Annotated in this window: 17 protein-coding genes; 10 read left to right on the top strand and 7 right to left on the bottom strand. The window is 71.4% G+C overall.

Annotated elements, in window-relative coordinates:
• Nucleotides 1-8 precede the first annotated feature (8 nt).
• Nucleotides 9-272 (bottom strand): DUF6343 family protein, encoded by a 264-nt coding sequence (locus MED01_RS18900; RefSeq protein WP_130400182.1) that lies wholly within the window; start codon nt 270-272, stop codon nt 9-11.
• A 122-nt stretch (nt 273-394) separates the two neighbouring features.
• Here MED01_RS18900 and MED01_RS18895 point away from each other — a divergent pair, with 122 nt between their 5' ends.
• Nucleotides 395-988, top strand: a complete 594-nt coding sequence (locus MED01_RS18895; RefSeq protein WP_238669887.1) for an antibiotic biosynthesis monooxygenase — start codon at nt 395-397, stop codon at nt 986-988.
• A 120-nt stretch (nt 989-1,108) separates the two neighbouring features.
• Nucleotides 1,109-1,960, top strand: a complete 852-nt coding sequence (locus MED01_RS18890) for a GDSL-type esterase/lipase family protein (protein ID WP_238669886.1) — start codon at nt 1,109-1,111, stop codon at nt 1,958-1,960.
• Between the two features lie 18 nt (nt 1,961-1,978).
• Here the strand turns inward: MED01_RS18890 and MED01_RS18885 are convergent, their stop codons facing one another.
• The 3 genes from MED01_RS18885 to MED01_RS18875 form a co-directional block, all read right to left on the bottom strand.
• Complete coding sequence (locus MED01_RS18885) at nt 1,979-2,734, bottom strand: EcsC family protein (RefSeq protein WP_238669885.1); 756 nt, start codon at nt 2,732-2,734, stop codon at nt 1,979-1,981.
• A 49-nt stretch (nt 2,735-2,783) separates the two neighbouring features.
• The gene (locus MED01_RS18880) at nt 2,784-2,930 is read right to left on the bottom strand and encodes a hypothetical protein (protein ID WP_167457721.1); all 147 of its coding nucleotides are present in this window, start codon (nt 2,928-2,930) and stop codon (nt 2,784-2,786) included.
• A gap of 106 nt (nt 2,931-3,036) precedes the next feature.
• Nucleotides 3,037-3,891, bottom strand: coding sequence for a peptidase M23 (locus MED01_RS18875; RefSeq protein ID WP_238669884.1), 855 nt, complete (start codon nt 3,889-3,891; stop codon nt 3,037-3,039).
• Nucleotides 3,892-4,311: 420 nt separating this feature from the next.
• On the opposite strand from MED01_RS18875, the gene MED01_RS18870 reads away from it, so the two are divergent.
• Genes MED01_RS18870 through MED01_RS18860 form a run of 3 tightly spaced genes read left to right on the top strand, consistent with a single transcriptional unit; the run spans nt 4,312 to nt 6,402 of the window.
• Nucleotides 4,312-5,232 carry a proteasome assembly chaperone family protein gene (locus tag MED01_RS18870; RefSeq protein WP_091401570.1) on the top strand — a complete coding sequence of 307 codons (921 nt, stop codon included), beginning with the start codon at nt 4,312-4,314 and terminating at the stop codon, nt 5,230-5,232.
• Between the two features lie 37 nt (nt 5,233-5,269).
• Nucleotides 5,270-6,067 carry an exodeoxyribonuclease III gene (locus MED01_RS18865; protein ID WP_238669883.1) on the top strand — a complete coding sequence of 266 codons (798 nt, stop codon included), beginning with the start codon at nt 5,270-5,272 and terminating at the stop codon, nt 6,065-6,067.
• A gap of 17 nt (nt 6,068-6,084) precedes the next feature.
• Nucleotides 6,085-6,402, top strand: a complete 318-nt coding sequence (locus MED01_RS18860; RefSeq protein WP_238669882.1) for an antibiotic biosynthesis monooxygenase family protein — start codon at nt 6,085-6,087, stop codon at nt 6,400-6,402.
• Nucleotides 6,403-6,530: 128 nt separating this feature from the next.
• Here MED01_RS18860 and MED01_RS18855 read toward each other — a convergent pair whose 3' ends face one another.
• Nucleotides 6,531-7,448 (bottom strand): zinc-binding dehydrogenase, encoded by a 918-nt coding sequence (locus tag MED01_RS18855; RefSeq protein WP_238669881.1) that lies wholly within the window; start codon nt 7,446-7,448, stop codon nt 6,531-6,533.
• 365 nt (nt 7,449-7,813) lie between these two features.
• Between MED01_RS18855 and MED01_RS18850 the strand changes: the two genes are divergently transcribed.
• Nucleotides 7,814-8,689 carry an alpha/beta fold hydrolase gene (locus MED01_RS18850; protein ID WP_238669880.1) on the top strand — a complete coding sequence of 292 codons (876 nt, stop codon included), beginning with the start codon at nt 7,814-7,816 and terminating at the stop codon, nt 8,687-8,689.
• 263 nt (nt 8,690-8,952) lie between these two features.
• On the opposite strand, the gene MED01_RS18845 is transcribed toward MED01_RS18850, so the two are convergent.
• A complete protein-coding gene (locus MED01_RS18845) occupies nt 8,953-9,618 on the bottom strand; it encodes a class F sortase (RefSeq protein WP_238669879.1) in 666 nt (221 codons plus the stop codon).
• Nucleotides 9,619-9,913: 295 nt separating this feature from the next.
• Nucleotides 9,914-10,552 (bottom strand): hypothetical protein, encoded by a 639-nt coding sequence (locus tag MED01_RS18840; protein WP_238669950.1) that lies wholly within the window; start codon nt 10,550-10,552, stop codon nt 9,914-9,916.
• Between the two features lie 130 nt (nt 10,553-10,682).
• Here MED01_RS18840 and trmB point away from each other — a divergent pair, with 130 nt between their 5' ends.
• From trmB to MED01_RS18820, 4 genes are all read left to right on the top strand, one after another.
• A complete protein-coding gene (gene trmB / locus MED01_RS18835; protein WP_372493677.1) occupies nt 10,683-11,390 on the top strand; it encodes a tRNA (guanosine(46)-N7)-methyltransferase TrmB in 708 nt (235 codons plus the stop codon).
• Between the two features lie 112 nt (nt 11,391-11,502).
• Nucleotides 11,503-14,016, top strand: coding sequence for a DEAD/DEAH box helicase (locus tag MED01_RS18830; protein WP_238669878.1), 2,514 nt, complete (start codon nt 11,503-11,505; stop codon nt 14,014-14,016).
• Nucleotides 14,017-14,173: 157 nt separating this feature from the next.
• Entirely contained in the window at nt 14,174-14,818 is a 645-nt protein-coding gene (locus tag MED01_RS18825; protein WP_238669877.1) for a hypothetical protein, read from the top strand.
• 439 nt (nt 14,819-15,257) lie between these two features.
• Nucleotides 15,258-16,160, top strand: coding sequence for an endonuclease domain-containing protein (locus tag MED01_RS18820; RefSeq protein ID WP_238669876.1), 903 nt, complete (start codon nt 15,258-15,260; stop codon nt 16,158-16,160).
• Nucleotides 16,161-16,343 lie beyond the last annotated feature (183 nt).

The following is a 16,343-nucleotide window of genomic DNA, read 5'->3' as shown; positions in this document are numbered from 1 at the left end:
TCCTCCTGTCACTCGAACAACGAGTGTCGTACGCCCGGCTCCTCGCGGCGGCGGGCGGCGCGGCGGCGCTGGATCACGACCAGGTCGACCACGGCGACCACCGCGAAGATCGCGCAGAGTACGCCGAGCCAGGCGATGCCGGCCCAGAACGCCAGCACCGCGAAGATCACCATGATCACCAGCCCGAAACTGGCGAGGGTGAGCCGAAGGTTCAACGCGCTGTTCGCGTGGCCGACCGTGCCACGGGCGCGCCGGGGCTGCGATCTCGTCATACCCACCGACCTACCCCCGATCGGCCGGATTAACCGGTACCGCGCGCCTGCAACCCCGCACCCGGCGGTGTGCTCCGGCACATCCGTTCGCGCTGCGGCCTCGTCGATCGCAGGATGGGCGCATGTCAATGACCCTCGCCGTGCCGGTGACCGTCTCCATCGCCCGCCGCGTCGATCCCGACCGGGCCAGCGAGATGGTGGCCTGGATGCGGGCCGGCACCGCGCTGGCCGAGGCGTTCCCCGGGTTCCTCGGCGCCGGCTGGGTGCAGAGCGGCCCCGGGTCGCCGGAGTGGCACATGCTCTACCGCTTCGCCGACGCCGAGACGCTGCACCGGTGGGAGGAGTCGCCGCAGCGGCTCTGGTGGCTCAGCTCGGCGCAGGGCATCGTCGAGCACACCCGGGTCGAGCGGCGTACCGGGATCGAGGGCTGGTTCGACAGGCCGCTGGAGCATGCGGTGGACCCGGTGGAGCCGGCCCTGCCAGCGTCGCCGCCCCGCTGGAAGCAGGCGGTGACCATCTGGCTGGCGTTCTTCCCCCTGAGTCTGACCGCCACCCTGTTGACGAGCCGCTTCCTCGACGCGGTGCCGCTGGCGGCCCGGGTGCTGCTGATGACGCTCTGCCTGACCCCGCTGATGACCTACCTGGTGCTGCCCCGGATCACCCGGGCGTTGCACTGGTGGCTGCACGGTCAGCGGGCACCGTGGCGGGACGCATAGCACCCCGACGGCTCGCGCGTCGGCACTCTGCCGCATACCCGACAGCAACTTCCCGGCCAACCGCATCCTGCGCATAGAGTTACCGCGCTGTCGCTCTGTGCTGCGGGAACGGGAGACGTCATGCCTCGACGCTGGGTCGCCGCCCTGGCCTGTCTCGCGGCGCTTGTCGCACTGGCCTGCGAGGGCGGCAACTCCGCGGAACCCCGCCCCACCACGAGCGCCAGGCCGTCGGGCGGGCCCGGCGGCATCGCCGCCCTCGGCGACTCGATCAGCACCGGCTTCGCCTCCTGCCTGGTGCTCACCTCCTGCGAACGCAACTCCTGGTCGACCGGGGACGGGCTGCGGGTGCAGAGCCACTACCGGCGGCTGCTCGAACAGAACCCGGCGATCCGCGACCGGACGTACAACCACGCCCGTCCCGGCGCCCGCGCGGACGCCCTCGTTGGTCAGGCCCAGGCTGCGGTACGCGACCGCGCCGACTACGTCACAGTGCTGATCGGCGCCAACGACGTCTGTCGGGGCGGGGTGGACGCGATGACCCCGGTGGCGCAGTTCCGGGCCAACGTCGACAGCGGGCTGCGGGTCCTACGGACCGGCCGGCCGAAGGCCCGGGTGCTGGTGGTGAGCATCCCCGACCTGTACCGGCTCTGGGAGGTCGGGCACGACGACGCCCGGGCGACCCGCGCGTGGCGGCGGGGCATCTGCCCGGCCCTGCTGGCCGAGGCGACCTCGACCGCTCCGGCCGACCGGGCGCGCCGGGCCGCCGTCCGGGACCGGATTGACGCGTACAACGCCGAGCTGAAGGCGGCCTGCCGGGCGTACGGATCCCGGTGCCGGCACGACGGCGGCGCGTTGCACAAGGTCCGGTTCACCCTGGACCTGCTCAACCCGCTGGACTGGTTCCACCCCAACGCCACCGGCCAGGGCCGCATCGCCGAGGTGACCTGGCGCTCCTCCGGCCTGGCCAGCTGACGACCCCGGACGGGTCCGTCAGGGTTGGCGCGGCTCGGGGACGGAGTTGCCGCGGGTGCCGTAGAGGGCCCGGGACCGCTGGGCGAGGTCCTTTGTGGCCGACGAGTTGGCCCAGGTGCCGAGCACGATGGCCGCACCGGGGACGATCTTGGCGACCATCCGTTTCGCGGCCCGGACGCCGGCCATCTGGGCCAGCCGGATGCCGAGTTGCAGCATGACCCGACCGAGCGGACGCTGGCCGCCCAGGCCGAAGAGCGCGTCGGCGCGTTCCCGGCCGGCGGCCACGCCGAGCGCCAGCCGGGCGCTCTCGGCGACCTTGTGCACCCGCTGGAGCACCAGCAGGTCGGTGGCGCGGTCACTGTGCAGGGCGTCGACGTCGTACGCGGCGGCGATGTGCAGCACCATCCGCGCCTGGGTCCAGGCCAGCACGCCCACGTCGATCACGGCGCCGGGCAGCCCGGCCGCGCCGGAGACCGCGCCGGACAGTCGGGCCAGGTTGACGAACTTGCGGGCCGCCTGGTCGGCCAGGACGTCGGCGGAAACCCCGGGCTGCTCGGCCCGGGCACGGACGGCCCACTGCACGGCTTCCGGCCCGAGGCGGCGCACCGCCTCCAGGGCAAGGTGCTCCGGCGCGTACTGCGGGTCGTCACGCATCCGGTCCCAGAGCCGGGCCGGCGGACCCTCGGGGGCGTCCACCGGCCCGGCCGGCAGGTCGACGGACGGCTGCGGAGTAGGGGCGGCGGATTGACCGCCGACGGGCGGAGTGTCGGTCACCAGGTCTCCCCAGGGGTGGAAACGGTGGACAGGGCGGCCGATGGAGCGGTCAGCGGCGGCGGTTGGACAGTCGAGCCGCCAACCCCTTCAGCTTCTGCTGGTTGCCCGGCTTGGCCATCTCTCGACGACCCCGCTCGACCAACTGCTGCCCCTTCGGCGATCTCAGGAACGTGGTGATCCGCTGCATCAGTGACATGGCGTCCTCCTGTCGATGGTCCCGTAGTCATGTGTACCTCGAACCCGCAACACATGTACCCGGGATGCGACAGCCCCAACCCTGACCGTCCATAGTGGGCGGTAGGTTACCGCCCCGCCGGCACGATGGCGTCAACGACCCGGGCGGCCCGCCACTCGTGCTGCTGGTAGTGCTCGGGGTACGCGGAGACCTGTACCGCCTGGGCGGCGTCGGTGAGCCGCATCCGCTGCCAGCCGGGCACCTGCTCCAGCGCGCTGAGGAACTGCCGGGTGGCGAACTCGGGGTCCATCAGCCGCCCCACCGGGCCCCAACCGCTGCTGGAACGCTGCTGGAACAACCCGACCGAGTCGTGGTCCCAGCCGACGCCCTGGTGCGGATAGTCCTGCGACTCGGGCAGCACGCCGCTGGCCACGTTGTAGAGATTGCTCTCCTGCATGGCGGTGGCCACCGCGATCACCAGACCCCGGCGCGGCACACCCATCTTGCGGCCGGTACGGACGATCGCCTCGGCGTTCTCCATCTGGTCCTCGTCCAGCCCGGCGACGGGGGCCGGGTCGGTCGGGCGAGCCGGAGCGGCCTTGCGGGCCGACGCGGTGGTGTCCGGGTCGGCAGGGCTCGCCGTGGCGGACGGGGCGGCGGAGAGGCTCGGGGCAGCCGTGCGGTCGAGGGAACGGGAGGCACGTTGCTGCTCGGCGCGCTGCGCCAACTCGGAGCTGGAAAGCGATCCACGGGTCGCCGCGTCGGCGTCGTCGTTCCGAACCTGGACGACGGCGGTCAGACCGAGGCAGCACACCACACCGGTGGCCAGCGCCAGCTGTGCCCGGCGTCGACCGCTCAGGTCCCGGGCGTACGCCCGGAGCCGGCTCGCAGCGGTTGTCCGTTCGGTTGAGGTGCCATCCTCCGTATCGGCAGTGGGCCTGCTCGGGGCGTACGGGTCGTCGAGGGTGCCGTCGTCACGCATCAACCGAGGCTAGGCAGGTGGAAACCCTGATCACGCACGGTGATCACGTGGCACTCGACACAGATCGGAGCCGTACTGGTGGACGAACGGGGCGCGGTGACCCGCCCGGGGAACGCACCTCGCGTACCGGATGAAGCTGGCGCCGCACGCGGACCGGCACAAGCCCGGACAGTACCGACCATTCCGCCGCCGAGCCTGACATGATCGACAAACTCGGCCTTTGGGCCGAACCGCCCCTCGGCCGTTCGGCCACGAGGCTCAACCTGGAGGCGTAAACAGCCGATTAGTCCGGTCACGCCCACCACCCGGCCAACGGATCGCCCGACGCAGGAATGCGCCAGGATGGCGGGTACGTTGCCCGAACGGGTGCCCTCCGTCGCGACGGCGCCCCGCAGGCACATTTCAGGGAGGTCCGCACCGGTGCTCGACCCACACGAGCTCTACCAGCTCACCGACGATCTGCCCGACCTCGGGCAGCCGGTCCTGATCCAGGCCCTCACCGGGTTCGTGGACGCCGGGAACGCCAGCCGACTGGCGCGTGAGCAGCTACTCACCTCGCTGGAGGGTCGGCCGATCGCCACGTTCGACGTCGACCAGCTCTTCGACTACCGATCGCGACGACCGGTGATGACCTTCGTCGAGGACCACTGGGAGAGCGTCGACGCGCCCAAGCTGGAGCTGCACCTGCTACAGGACGACGACGAGACCCCGTTCCTGCTGCTCACCGGCCCCGAACCGGACCTGCAGTGGGAACGTTTCGTGGCCGCCGTGGCCGGGCTCGCCGCCCGGCTGGACGTCCGACTCACAGTGGGGCTCAACTCGATCCCGATGGCCGTCCCGCACACCCGGCCGACCGGGGTGACAGCGCACGCCACCCGCCCCGAGCTGATCGCCGGCTACGAGCCCTGGTTGCAGCGCGTCCAGGTGCCCGGCAGCGTCGGTCACCTGCTGGAGTTCCGCCTCGGCGAGCAAGGCCGCGACGCGCTGGGCTTCGCCGCCCACGTGCCGCACTACGTGGCGCAGACCGAATACCCGGCGGCCGCCGAGGTGCTGCTCACCTCGGTGTCGCGCAGCACCGGCCTGCTGCTGCCCGGCGACGGGCTGCGCTCGGCCGCCGAGGTGGTCCGGGTGGAGATCGACCGGCAGGTAGCGCAGACCGAGGACGCCGCGGCCCTGGTCCAGGCCCTGGAGGAGCAGTACGACGCGTTCGCCCGAGGTCGGGGCGAGAAGAGCCTGCTCGCCCCGGATGCCGGCCCGCTGCCCACCGCCGACGAACTCGGCGCCGAACTGGAACGGTTCCTGGCCGAACAGACCCGTCCCGGCGACACCCCGGGCAGCTGACAGGGCGTCGCGGCGGCGGATACGGCAGGCTGGGGGCATGCGCCTGGCGACCTGGAACGTCAACTCGGTGAAGGCCCGCCTACCCCGGCTGCTGGAGTGGCTGGCCGACACCGGGCCGGACGTCGTCTGCCTGCAGGAGACGAAATGCCCTGACGGCGCCTTCCCGGTGACCGAGGTCGGCGCGCTCGGCTACACCGTGGCCAGCCACAGCGACGGCCGGTGGAACGGGGTGGCCATCCTGTCCCGGGTCGGGCTGGGCGACGTCCGGGTCGGGTTCGCCGGTGAACCCGGCTTCCCCGAGCCCGAGGCGCGGGCCATCTCCGCCACCTGCGACGGGGTGCGGGTCTGGTCGGTGTACGTGCCCAACGGCCGGACGCCGGACGACCCGCACTACGCGTACAAGTTGGCCTGGTTCGCGGCCCTGCGCGACGCGCTGGACACCGAACTGGCCAGCGAGTTGCCGCTGGCGGTCTGCGGCGACTTCAACGTCGCCCCGACCGACGCCGACGTCTGGGACCCGGCGGTCTTCACCCACTCCACGCACGTCACCCCGGCCGAGCGGGCTGCCCTCGCGGCGCTGCGCGACCTGGGCCTCAGCGACGTCGTGCCGACCCCGATGAAGGGCCCGCACCCCTTCACCTACTGGGACTACCGGGCCGGCATGTTCCACCAGAACAAGGGCATGAGAATCGACCTGGTGTACGCGTCCGCGCCGTTCGCCCGCGCGGTCCGCGCCGCGTACGTGGACCGGGAGGCCCGCAAGGGCAAGGGCCCCTCCGACCACGCGCCGATCGTTGTCGACGTGGACCTGGTCCCGGCGGTCGAGGCGTTCTGAGTGGCTAGGGTGGGCAGATGGCAGTCGTGAAGATCAACGCAATCGACGTCCCGCCCGGTGGCGGCGCGGAGTTGGAGAAGCGGTTCGCCGCGCGGGCCGGCGCTGTGGAGAACTCCCCCGGTTTCCTCGGCTTCGAACTCCTCCGCCCGGTGGCCGGCGAGACCCGCTACTTCGTCTACACCAAGTGGGAGAGCGAAGAAGCATTCCAGGCGTGGGCCGCCGGCCCGTCACGCGCCGCCCACGCCGCCACCCCCGGCGACAAGCCCCGCCCACCGGTCTCCACCGGCGCCAGCCTGCTGGAGTTCGAGGTGGCGCTGCACGTCCCCCAGCCCTAGGAGCGCCGCCTCAGGGCGCCGACGCGGCTTGATCCACTCCGTTTCGCTGAAACCGGGGTGTCCGCGTCAGTGGGACCCCGACATCAAGGATCCCGTGTCGATCAACCCCGGGAGTAACGCAACCCGCCTCACGGAATGAGGAGGGCCTTGCCCGGAATCGAGCGCGCCTCCATCGCGCGGTGAGCGTCAGCCGCGGAGGACAGTGGGTACTCGCGTGCGATCACCGGGCGTATCCGCCCCTCCACCGCCTCGGTCAGGGCCCTGCTCGCGAGCCGCACCATCTCCGGCGCCTCGAACTGGACATCCACGATGCCGTGCAGGTCGATGCCGCGCGCCCGCGAACTCGACAGGTCCATCGTGGCGAACTCGCCACTCGCCGCCCCATGGGCCGACACCCGCCCGCCGTCGGCCACCAGGTGAAAGGCGTCGCTGCCGAGTTTTCCCCCGACACCGTCCAGCAGCACATCGACAGACAGACCGCCGAGGGCTTCGCGTACCGCGTCGGTCCATCCGTCACCCGCGTAGTCGACGACAGCGTCGGCGCCGAGCCGTCGTACCAGTGTGAGCTTGTCCGCGCCACGGGCCGCTCCCACGACCTGCGCACCGAGACGGTGTGCGAGCTGAACAAGCAGCGTTCCCATGCCGCCCGCGGCCCCCAGGATCAGGACCCGGTCGCCCGGCTTGACGCCGACACCGTCGACGATGCCCATGGCGGTCACGCCGTCGTGTGCGAGAGCAGCCGCTTCCCGCCGACTCAGTCCGTCGGGGACCGGCACCAGCCGGTCGACGCTGGCCCGAACCAGTTCAGCGTATGAACCCCGCGTCCCGGCACCCGCAACGACCTGGCGGCCAAGCCAGGACCCAGAGACGCCTGGACCGGTGGAGACCACCGTTCCCGCCGCTGCGCCGCCCGGTACGTACGGCGGGGTGACACCGAACATCCCACCCCAGCCACCGCGGATCTGAGTCTCAAGGTAGATCGTGTCCACGGCCTCGGCCCGAACAATGACCTCCCCCTCCCTCGCGTGCGGATCGGGCAGGTCCACCAGGATCAGAACCTCTGGCCCTCCATACTCAGAAACCTGGATCGCCCGCACGTATGTCTCCGATCAGCCGCGGTCCAGTGCTTCGGACCCGCTTCCATACCTCGTGTCCGCGACGCTAGGACCTGAATGCTGGTTGAAGTCAAGCGGAAGTCGGGAGATCGATGGCGAAGTTCGCCGGTACGTCGGAACCACGCCGCCACACCCACAGATGTGCCCAAGCCAGCACCGCAGCCGAATCGCGCCGGACCGGCTGTCGCCGTTGATAGCGTCGAGGCAGACCGAGCGGTAGTCGGCCACCAGTCGCCCTGCCAGCCATTCCACGCCGTTCGTTCAGGGCGCATCCCAAGGCACGGGGGACCCTGGTCATGTTCGACGGCTTCGAAGAGTTCGACATCGAGACGCCCGGCGCGACGATCCACGGACGCCGCGGCGGAAGCGGGCCGCCCGTTCTGCTGCTGCACGGCATCCCCGAGACGCACCTCATGTGGCACCAGGTCGCGCCACGGCTCGCCGAGCACTACACAGTCGTCGCCACCGACCTGCGGGGCTGGGGTGACAGCGGCAAGCCGCCGAGCACTCCGGATCACGAGCCGTACAGCATGCGCGCCATCGCCCGCGACCAGATCGCGGTGATGCGGAGCCTGGGCCACGAGCAGTTCCGACTCGTCGGCCACGATCGGGGGGCGCGCTGCGCGTACCGGCTCGCGCTTGACGAACCGGACGCCGTCACCCGACTGGCCGTGATGGACGTGGTCCCCATCGGCGACGTGTACAACCGCGCCGACCGGACGTTCAGCCTCTCCTACTGGGTCTGGTCCTTCCTGGCGGCACCGGCGCCGGTGCCCGAGCAGTTCATCGACGCGGCACCCACGGTGCTCGTCGACTTCATGCTCGACACCTGGCCCGAGGTGAAGGACGCCTTCCCCGCCGAGGTCCGGGCGGCGTACGTCAAGCAGTTCAGCGACCCCGCCACTGTGCACGCGATCTGCGAGGAGTTCCGCGCCGCAGCGACGCTGGACTACCAGCAGGACGAGGCGGATCGCGGAAACCGGAAGATCGCCTGCCCGGTGCTGTTTCTCTGGAGCCAACGCGGCCAGGTAGCGAAGCTCTACGACGACCCGTTGGCGATCTGGCGGGAGTGGGCCGACGACGTACGCGGCGAGCCGGTCCCGGTCGGGCACTTCATTCCGGAGGAAGCCCCCGACGAGACCACCAGTCAACTCCTGTCGTTCCTGAGCTGACGCCGACGCTGTCCCCGGGGCCCTCGCCGACGCTGCCCGGCGCTCCCGCCGACGCTGCCCCCGGCGCCCGCCGCCGACGCTGCCCCGGCGCTCCCGCCGACTTGATCCACTCGGGTTCACTGAAACCGGGGTGTCCCGGCCGGCCCGATACCGCGACGTCAATGATCCCGAGTCGATCAACGGCAGCGGCCGAGGGTCGGCCGAGCGGACAGACCGACGGCCAGACGAGCGGAACGGCCCCGCCGGCCAGGCCGGGGTCGACCTCAGGACTTGCGGGAGGACTGGAGGGTGGCGAAGGCGATGACGTTGTCGGCGTAGCCGGTACGGCCCCCGATGAACTGCCCGCCGCAGGTGATCAACCGCAGCCCGGGTGGCCCGTCGTGGCCGTAGATCCGCTCGGCGGGCAACTGGTCCTTCGGGAAGTGCTCCACGGTGTCGACCCGGAACACCACCACCGACTCGTCCGCCCGGGCCACCTCGATCAGGTCGCCGGGGTGCAGCTTGCCCAGGTCGTAGAAGACCGACGGACCGGTCTTCGTGTCCACGTGCCCGACGATCACCGCAGGGCCAGGCTCACCGGGCGTGGGGCCCTGGTCGTACCAGCCGGTCTCGTTGTGCCGTTCCAACGGCGGCACGGCGATCGAGCCGTCCCGCGCCTGCCCGACGGGCGCCACCGGCGCGGTCACCTTGATCGCCGGCACCGAGAGGCGCACCGGCCGACTGGCCGACAAGCCGACCGACTCGGTGCGAGCCGGACGGTCGCCGCCGGTCGGGGCCAGGTCGAACGGGCCCACCGAACGACCCAGCCCGGCCCCGGTGGCGAAGACCCCGACCAACACCAACACCACAGCCAACGGTACGGACCAGGGGCTGCGGCCGGAGGGACGACTACGCCGGGGGGCGACGGCGGTCGGCGGACGCGCGGCCACCGACGGGCGGTCGGGATCCGGCGAGCGGTCTGGTTCCGGCGAGCGGTCAGGATCCAGCGAGCGGTGGGGCCTTGGCGGGCGGTCGCCCGGCCAACCGTCGTCCAAGGGCAGCCGAACGTCATCGGGCGGCGAGGCGGGGCGGCCGGCGAACGGCTGGCGGGCAACTTCCGGCGGCGAGGCGGGACGGCCGGCGAACGGGTGACGGGCAGCGTCCGGCGGCGAGGCGGGACGACCAGGCGACGGCGGGCGTGAACCGGCCGGCGGCGGCGTGGGGCGGAAGATCGTCATGGCGGCCTCAGCGACGCGCGGCGGCTCGGGGGCGGCGCAGCGCCATCACGGCGACGATCAGACCGGTGATGATCAGTGCCGCGCCGCCGGGCAGCAGCAGCCTGCCGGTCATCCCGCCGGTGCTCCCCCCGAAGCCGGTCGCCGGACCACGGCTGGGCTGGACGGGGACCTTCTTCACCACCTGGAGCATCGTCGAGGCGGTCTCGCCGTCGCGGCACTCCAGCTTGACCCGGTAGTTGCCGGGGCGGGTGCGCTCGCGGACCATCGGCGCGGCCGTGAGCACCCCGCGCTGCGGCTGCACGCCGACCGCCCCGAAGGCGTCGGAGACCACCGTGGCGCCCACCGAGTTGTCCCGACAACTGGCCCGGATGCCGACCAGGTAACCGGGCTGCACAGTGCTGGGGCTGACCTCGACGAAGATGTCCACCGCCGGCGTCGGTTGGGGCGCTCCGCCGGGCGGCCCTCCGGGCTGCGGCGCAAGCCCGACGGCGACGGCCCGCTCGGGCGCGGCAAGACCGGCGACGGCAGACGGGGACGCAAGAGCGACTGCGGCAGGCGCGGCGAGGGCGGGCGTGGAGGTCAACAGGGGGCCGGCCAGCACGGTCACCAGCGACAGGGTCACGACGCCGCGGGTCACTGTCACGATGCCCCCTCTCGACGCCGTGCGGCCGGGTCGGGCGGTGGAACACCCGACCTGCCGTACCAGTTGGATCCTCTCATTTCCGGTCGCACATCACATCCGATCCGCCGGCGGCGTCGCGTACGCTCGGGTCGCTGTGACAGCCACCGACCATGACCCCGCCGTCCCGCCCGCGAGCCGGACGATCCGCACGTTCCACCCCCGCCGGGGTCGGATGAGCGACCGGCAGACCGACGCGCTGAGCAGGCTCTGGCCCGTGTACGGCCTGGACGTGCCGGACGGACCTGTGCTGCCCGTCGACCTGGCCGACCTGTTCGGTCGCCGGGCGCCGGTGGTGCTGGAGATCGGCTCGGGCATGGGCGACAGCACCGCTGCGATGGCTGCCGCCGACCCGGATCGAGATTATCTGGCGGTGGAGGTGCACACGCCGGGAATCGCCAACCTGCTCGACCTGGTGGAGCGCGGTGGCCTGCGCAACGTACGGGTGGCGGAGGGCGACGCGTTGTCACTGGTCAGCGGCTTGTCCGAGGGCGTGTTGGACGCTGTACACATCTTCTTCCCGGACCCGTGGCCGAAGACCCGCCACCACAAGCGGCGGATCATCCAGCCGGCGCACGTGGCGCTGCTGCGGTCCCGGCTGCGGTCCGGCGGCATGCTGCACTGCGCGACCGACTGGGCCGAGTACGCCGAGGCGATGCGGGAGACCCTGGAGGCGGACCCGGAGCTGGTGGACGCGTACGGCGGCTTCGCGCCGCGGCCGGCGCACCGCCCGGTGACGAAGTTCGAGCGACGGGCGATCACGGCCGGTCGGCCGGTCGCCGACCTGCTGTACCGCCGACGGTGACCGGCGAAACGCCCGAACCACAACGCGGCGACGCATTCGGGACGCCCGGACGGGGGTCCGGTGCGGGCCGGGTTGGCGTACCGGGGCATGATCCAGGCACCATGGACAGGCTATGACGCTCACCGCCGCGCTGCCGACAAGCGCCGACCCCGACACCCTCTTCGACGCGTTCGCCGGCTGGGCGAAGGAGCGCGGCCTCGACCTCTACCCCCATCAGGAAGAGGCGGTCATCGAGATCGTCTCCGGCGCCAACCTGATCATGAACACGCCCACCGGCTCGGGTAAGAGCCTGGTGGCGATCGCCGCGCACTTCGCCGCCCTCGCCGACAGCCGGACGACCTTCTACACCGCGCCGATCAAGGCATTGGTGTCGGAGAAGTTCTTCGCGCTCTGCGAGGTCTTCGGCGCCGAGAACGTCGGCATGCTCACCGGCGACGCCAGCGTCAACGCCGACGCCCCGATCATCTGCTGCACCGCGGAGATCCTGGCGAACCTGGCGCTGCGCGAGGGCACGAAGGCCGACGTCGGCCAGGTGATCATGGATGAGTTCCACTTCTACGCCGAGCCCGACCGGGGCTGGGCGTGGCAGGTGCCGATCATCGAGCTGCCGCAGGCCCAGTTCATCCTGATGTCCGCCACCCTGGGGGACACCACCCGCTTCGTCGACGACCTGACCCGGCGCACCGGGCGGCCGACCGCCGTCGTGCGCACTGCGGAGCGGCCGGTCCCGCTCATCTTCTCGTACGCGATGACGCCGCTGCACGAGACGCTGGAGGAGCTGCTGGAGACCAAGCAGGCCCCGGTGTACGTGGTGCACTTCACCCAGGCCGCCGCGCTGGAACGCGCCCAGGCGCTGACCAGCGTCAACGTCTGCACCCGCGCCGAGAAGGACATGATCGCCGAGGCGATCGGTGGTTTCCGGTTCACCGCCGGCTTCGGCAAGACGCTGTCCCGACTGGTCCGGCACGGCATCGGCGTGCACCACGCCGGCATGCTGCCCAAGTACCGCCGCCTGGTGGAGACCCTCGCCCAGGCCGGCCTGCTCAAGGTCATCTGCGGCACCGACACCCTCGGCGTCGGCATCAACGTGCCGATCCGCACTGTGCTGTTCACCGGCCTGTCCAAGTACGACGGGGTCCGTACCCGGCTGCTGAAGAACCGGGAGTTCCACCAGATCGCCGGGCGGGCCGGCCGGGCCGGCTACGACACCATCGGCCGGGTCGTGGTGCAGGCCCCGGAGCACGTCATCGACAACGAGAAGGCTCTCGCCAAGGCCGGTGACGACCCGAAGAAGCGGCGCAAGGTGGTCCGCAAGAAGCCGCCGGAGGGCTCGATCGGCTGGGGCCAGCCCACCTTCGACCGACTCGTCGACGCCGAGCCGGAACCACTGACCTCCAGCTTCCAGGTCAGCCACTCGATGCTGCTCAACGTCATCGGCCGGCCCGGGGACGCGTTCACCGCGATGCGGCACCTGCTCACCGACAACCACGAGGAGCCGGCCGCGCAGCGTCGGCACATCCGCCGGGCGATCGCCATCTACCGGGCCCTGCGTGCCGGCGGGGTAGTCGAGGAGCTGCCCGAGCCGGACGAGACCGGCCGGCGGATCCGGCTCACCGTCGACCTCCAGCTCGACTTCGCCCTCAACCAGCCGCTCTCCCCTCTCGCGCTGGCCACCATCGAGCTGCTCGACGCCGAGTCCCCGTCGTACCCGCTCGACGTGCTGAGCGTCATCGAGTCGATCCTGGACGACCCCCGGCAGATTCTCTCCGCGCAGCAGTTCAAGGCGCGCGGCGAGGCGGTCGCCGCCATGAAGGCAGAGGGCATCGAGTACGAGGCGCGCCTCGAACTGCTCGACGAGGTGACCCACCCGAAGCCCCTGGCCGAGCTGCTGGAGGCCGCGTACGAGATGTACCGGCAGGGTCACCCCTGGGTCGCCGACCACCAGCTCTCCCCCAAGGCCGTCGTCCGCGACATGTACGAGCGGGCCATGACCTTCACCGAGTACGTGCAGTTCTACGGGCTGACCCGCTCGGAGGGTCTCGTCCTGCGCTACCTGGCCGACGCGTACAAGACGCTGCGCCAGACAGTGCCCGAGGACGCCAAGACCGAGGAGCTGATCGACCTCATCGAGTGGTTGGGCGAGCTGGTCCGCCAGGTCGACTCCAGCCTCATCGACGAGTGGGAGCGGCTGCGCAACCCGTCCGACGTGGCCGAGGTCGCCCAGGCGCACGCCGCCCTGACCGATCGGCCACCGGCGGTGACCCGCAACGCGCGGGCGTTCCGGGTACTGGTGCGCAACGCGCTGTTCCGCCGCGTCGAGTTGGCCGCGCTGCGCCGCTGGGACCTGCTCGCCGAGTTGGACGCCGAGGACGGCTGGGACTACGACGCGTGGGCCGACGCCCTGGCGCCGTACTTCGAGGCGTACGACTCGATCGGGGTCGGGCCGGACGCCCGCGGTCCGGCGCTGCTCATGATCGAGCAGGGCCGGGAGCGGTGGACCGTACGGCAGATCTTCGACGACCCGGACTGCGACCACGACTGGGGCATCAGCGCCGAGATCGACCTGGTGGCCTCGGACGAGGTCGGTGCGGCGGTCGTGCGGATCACCGACGTCGGCCAGCTCTAGCAAGCGTCTCAGAAGGGAGTCGTCCGAACGCCGGACGACTCCCTTTTGTCGCGTCTTCCGCACCCCTTCTCTGGCTGGGCGATGTCAGACCTGTCGATTAGAATGTATGTACTAATCGAGTTCCTGACCTGCAGGATTACGATCCGGGAGGACGCCCGTGACCGCTCCCGCCTCCACGCCCCTCACCCCCTACGCGACACTGCTCGGTTTCACCCGCTACGTCGACCGCACCGGCCCCACCAAGGCGACCTTCGTGGGCGGGCTGCGCAAGCAGCGCGCCAGCCGGTCCGGCTTCAACCCGCACGGCCAGTTCGTCAAGGCGCTCAAGGCCGACATCGCCTTCCACACCGGCGGCACGCACCTTGCCGGGGTGGCCGACATCGTCAAGCCGCGGTGGCGCCCGCTCTACCAGGCGCTCGTTCCCGGTGCCACTACCTGGCTGCACTCCCTCGGCGAGCCGGCCGCTGTCGATCTCGCCCAGACCCGCGACGCCCTGGCCATGCTGGGCGACCTGCCCGTCAAGATCAACCCCCATTTCGGGGTACGCCACGCCGACGGTCGCGCCGAAGCGGTCCGCCTGCACTTCGACGAGACCCCACCGAGCGAGGAGTCGGTGCTCGCCACCCTGCACCTGATGGCCCGACACATGGACGCTGTGCTCCCGCACGCCGAGCCGGTCCTGGTCGACGTCCGCCGCGGCCTGGCCCACCGCATGCCCACCGACGCCAAGCCCGACCAGATCGAACGATGGCTCTCCGGTGAAGCCGCCGCCTTCCGCGCCATCTGGTCCACCGCCGCCTAACCCGCCCCCACCCTCCACGCCCCACGCCCACGCCCACGCCCACGCCCACGCCCCACGCCCCACGCCCCACGCCCCACGCCCACGCCCACGCCCCAACGCCCTCCACGCCCACGCCAAACGCACTCCACGCGCCACGCCCATGCCCCAGGGGCCACGCGCCAGGCCCATGCCGCACGCGCCACGCGCCGCGCCCCAGGCGCTCCGCGCCACGGCCAATGCGCTCCACGCCCACGCCCCACGCCCACGCGCCACGCACCACGCGCCCGCCCGGCAAGATCGCGCTCGATCCAGGATGTAGTGGCCTCCCGAAAAGCGGAGGCCACTACATCCATGTTCGAGCGCGATCATGGGGATAACGACGCGCATCGGCGCCGGTGTGGTGGCTGTGGTTATCCACAGGGGCAGCGTGACGCGGGGAGGTTCGGCCAGCCTGAGGCCCATGCCGAAAATTCCTCGTCGGCCGCCGCAGTTACGGGGTCGGGTCTTCCGTGGCTCGACCGCCGTCTCGCGAGGCCTACTGACCCGCAATGAGCTACGCAGCTCGGCGTGGCGACCGCTCTTCCGCGACGTCTACGCCGATGCCCAGATCGCGGTCACCCACACCATCAGATGCACCGCCGTCGGACGCTGGCTGGTCCCACCCGGTGCGGCCATCGCAGGACGCGCTGCCGCCGGCCTGTACGGCTGCGGGAAGCCCAACGCGAGCGAGCCGGTCGACGTCCTCGTTCCCGCCGCCAGCCGGATCGGCCCGAGCGCCGGCATCCGGGTCCACCACGGGGAGATCGACTCCGGCGACACCGTGGACCGGGCCGGCGTCACGGTGACCAGCCCGGCGCGTACCTGCTGGGACCTGGCCCGTTGGCTTGATGTGATCGAGGCGGTGGTCGTCATCGACGCCATGCTGGCCAAGCGGCAGACGACCGTGCCAGACCTGCGCGAGTACGCGCTGAGCCGGGCCGGTCGACGCGGCTGGCGATCGCTGCTACGCGCGGTCGACCTCGCCGACGCGGGAGCTGAGTCCCCTCAGGAGTCCCGCACCCGGGTCGGGCTGGTGCTGGCCGGCCTGCCGAGACCGGAGACTCAGTGGGTAGTGGCCGAGCAGGGCCGATTCGTGGCCCGCCTGGATTTGGCCTGGCCGCAGTTCAAGGTCGCGGTGGAGTACGACGGCCTCTGGCACGACGACCCCGAGCAGTTCCATCGGGACCGGCAACGCCTCAACCGACTGCTCGGCGGCGAGTGGATCGTGCTGCACCTGACCGCCAAGCGCCTCCGGGACGACTTCGATGGGTTTCTCGCCGAGGTCCGGGCCGCTCTGCGGGCACGCTCGCGCTCCCCCCGCTGACGATGATCGTGCTCGAACATGGAAGTAGTGGCCTCCCTAGACGGGGAGGCCACTACTTCCTGGATCGAGCACGATCATGAGCCGGGGCGCGGGGTGCGCGGTGCGTGCCGGCAGGTCGGAAGGGCGTCGGGTGGGGAAAGGGGGGAGGTCACGGTGGTCCGGTGAGCATTCAAAAAAAAATGA

The organism is Micromonospora alfalfae, assembly GCF_022230925.1.
GTDB classification, from domain to species: Bacteria; Actinomycetota; Actinomycetes; order Mycobacteriales; family Micromonosporaceae; genus Micromonospora; species Micromonospora alfalfae.
This window is presented reverse-complemented; position numbering and strand designations above follow the sequence as displayed.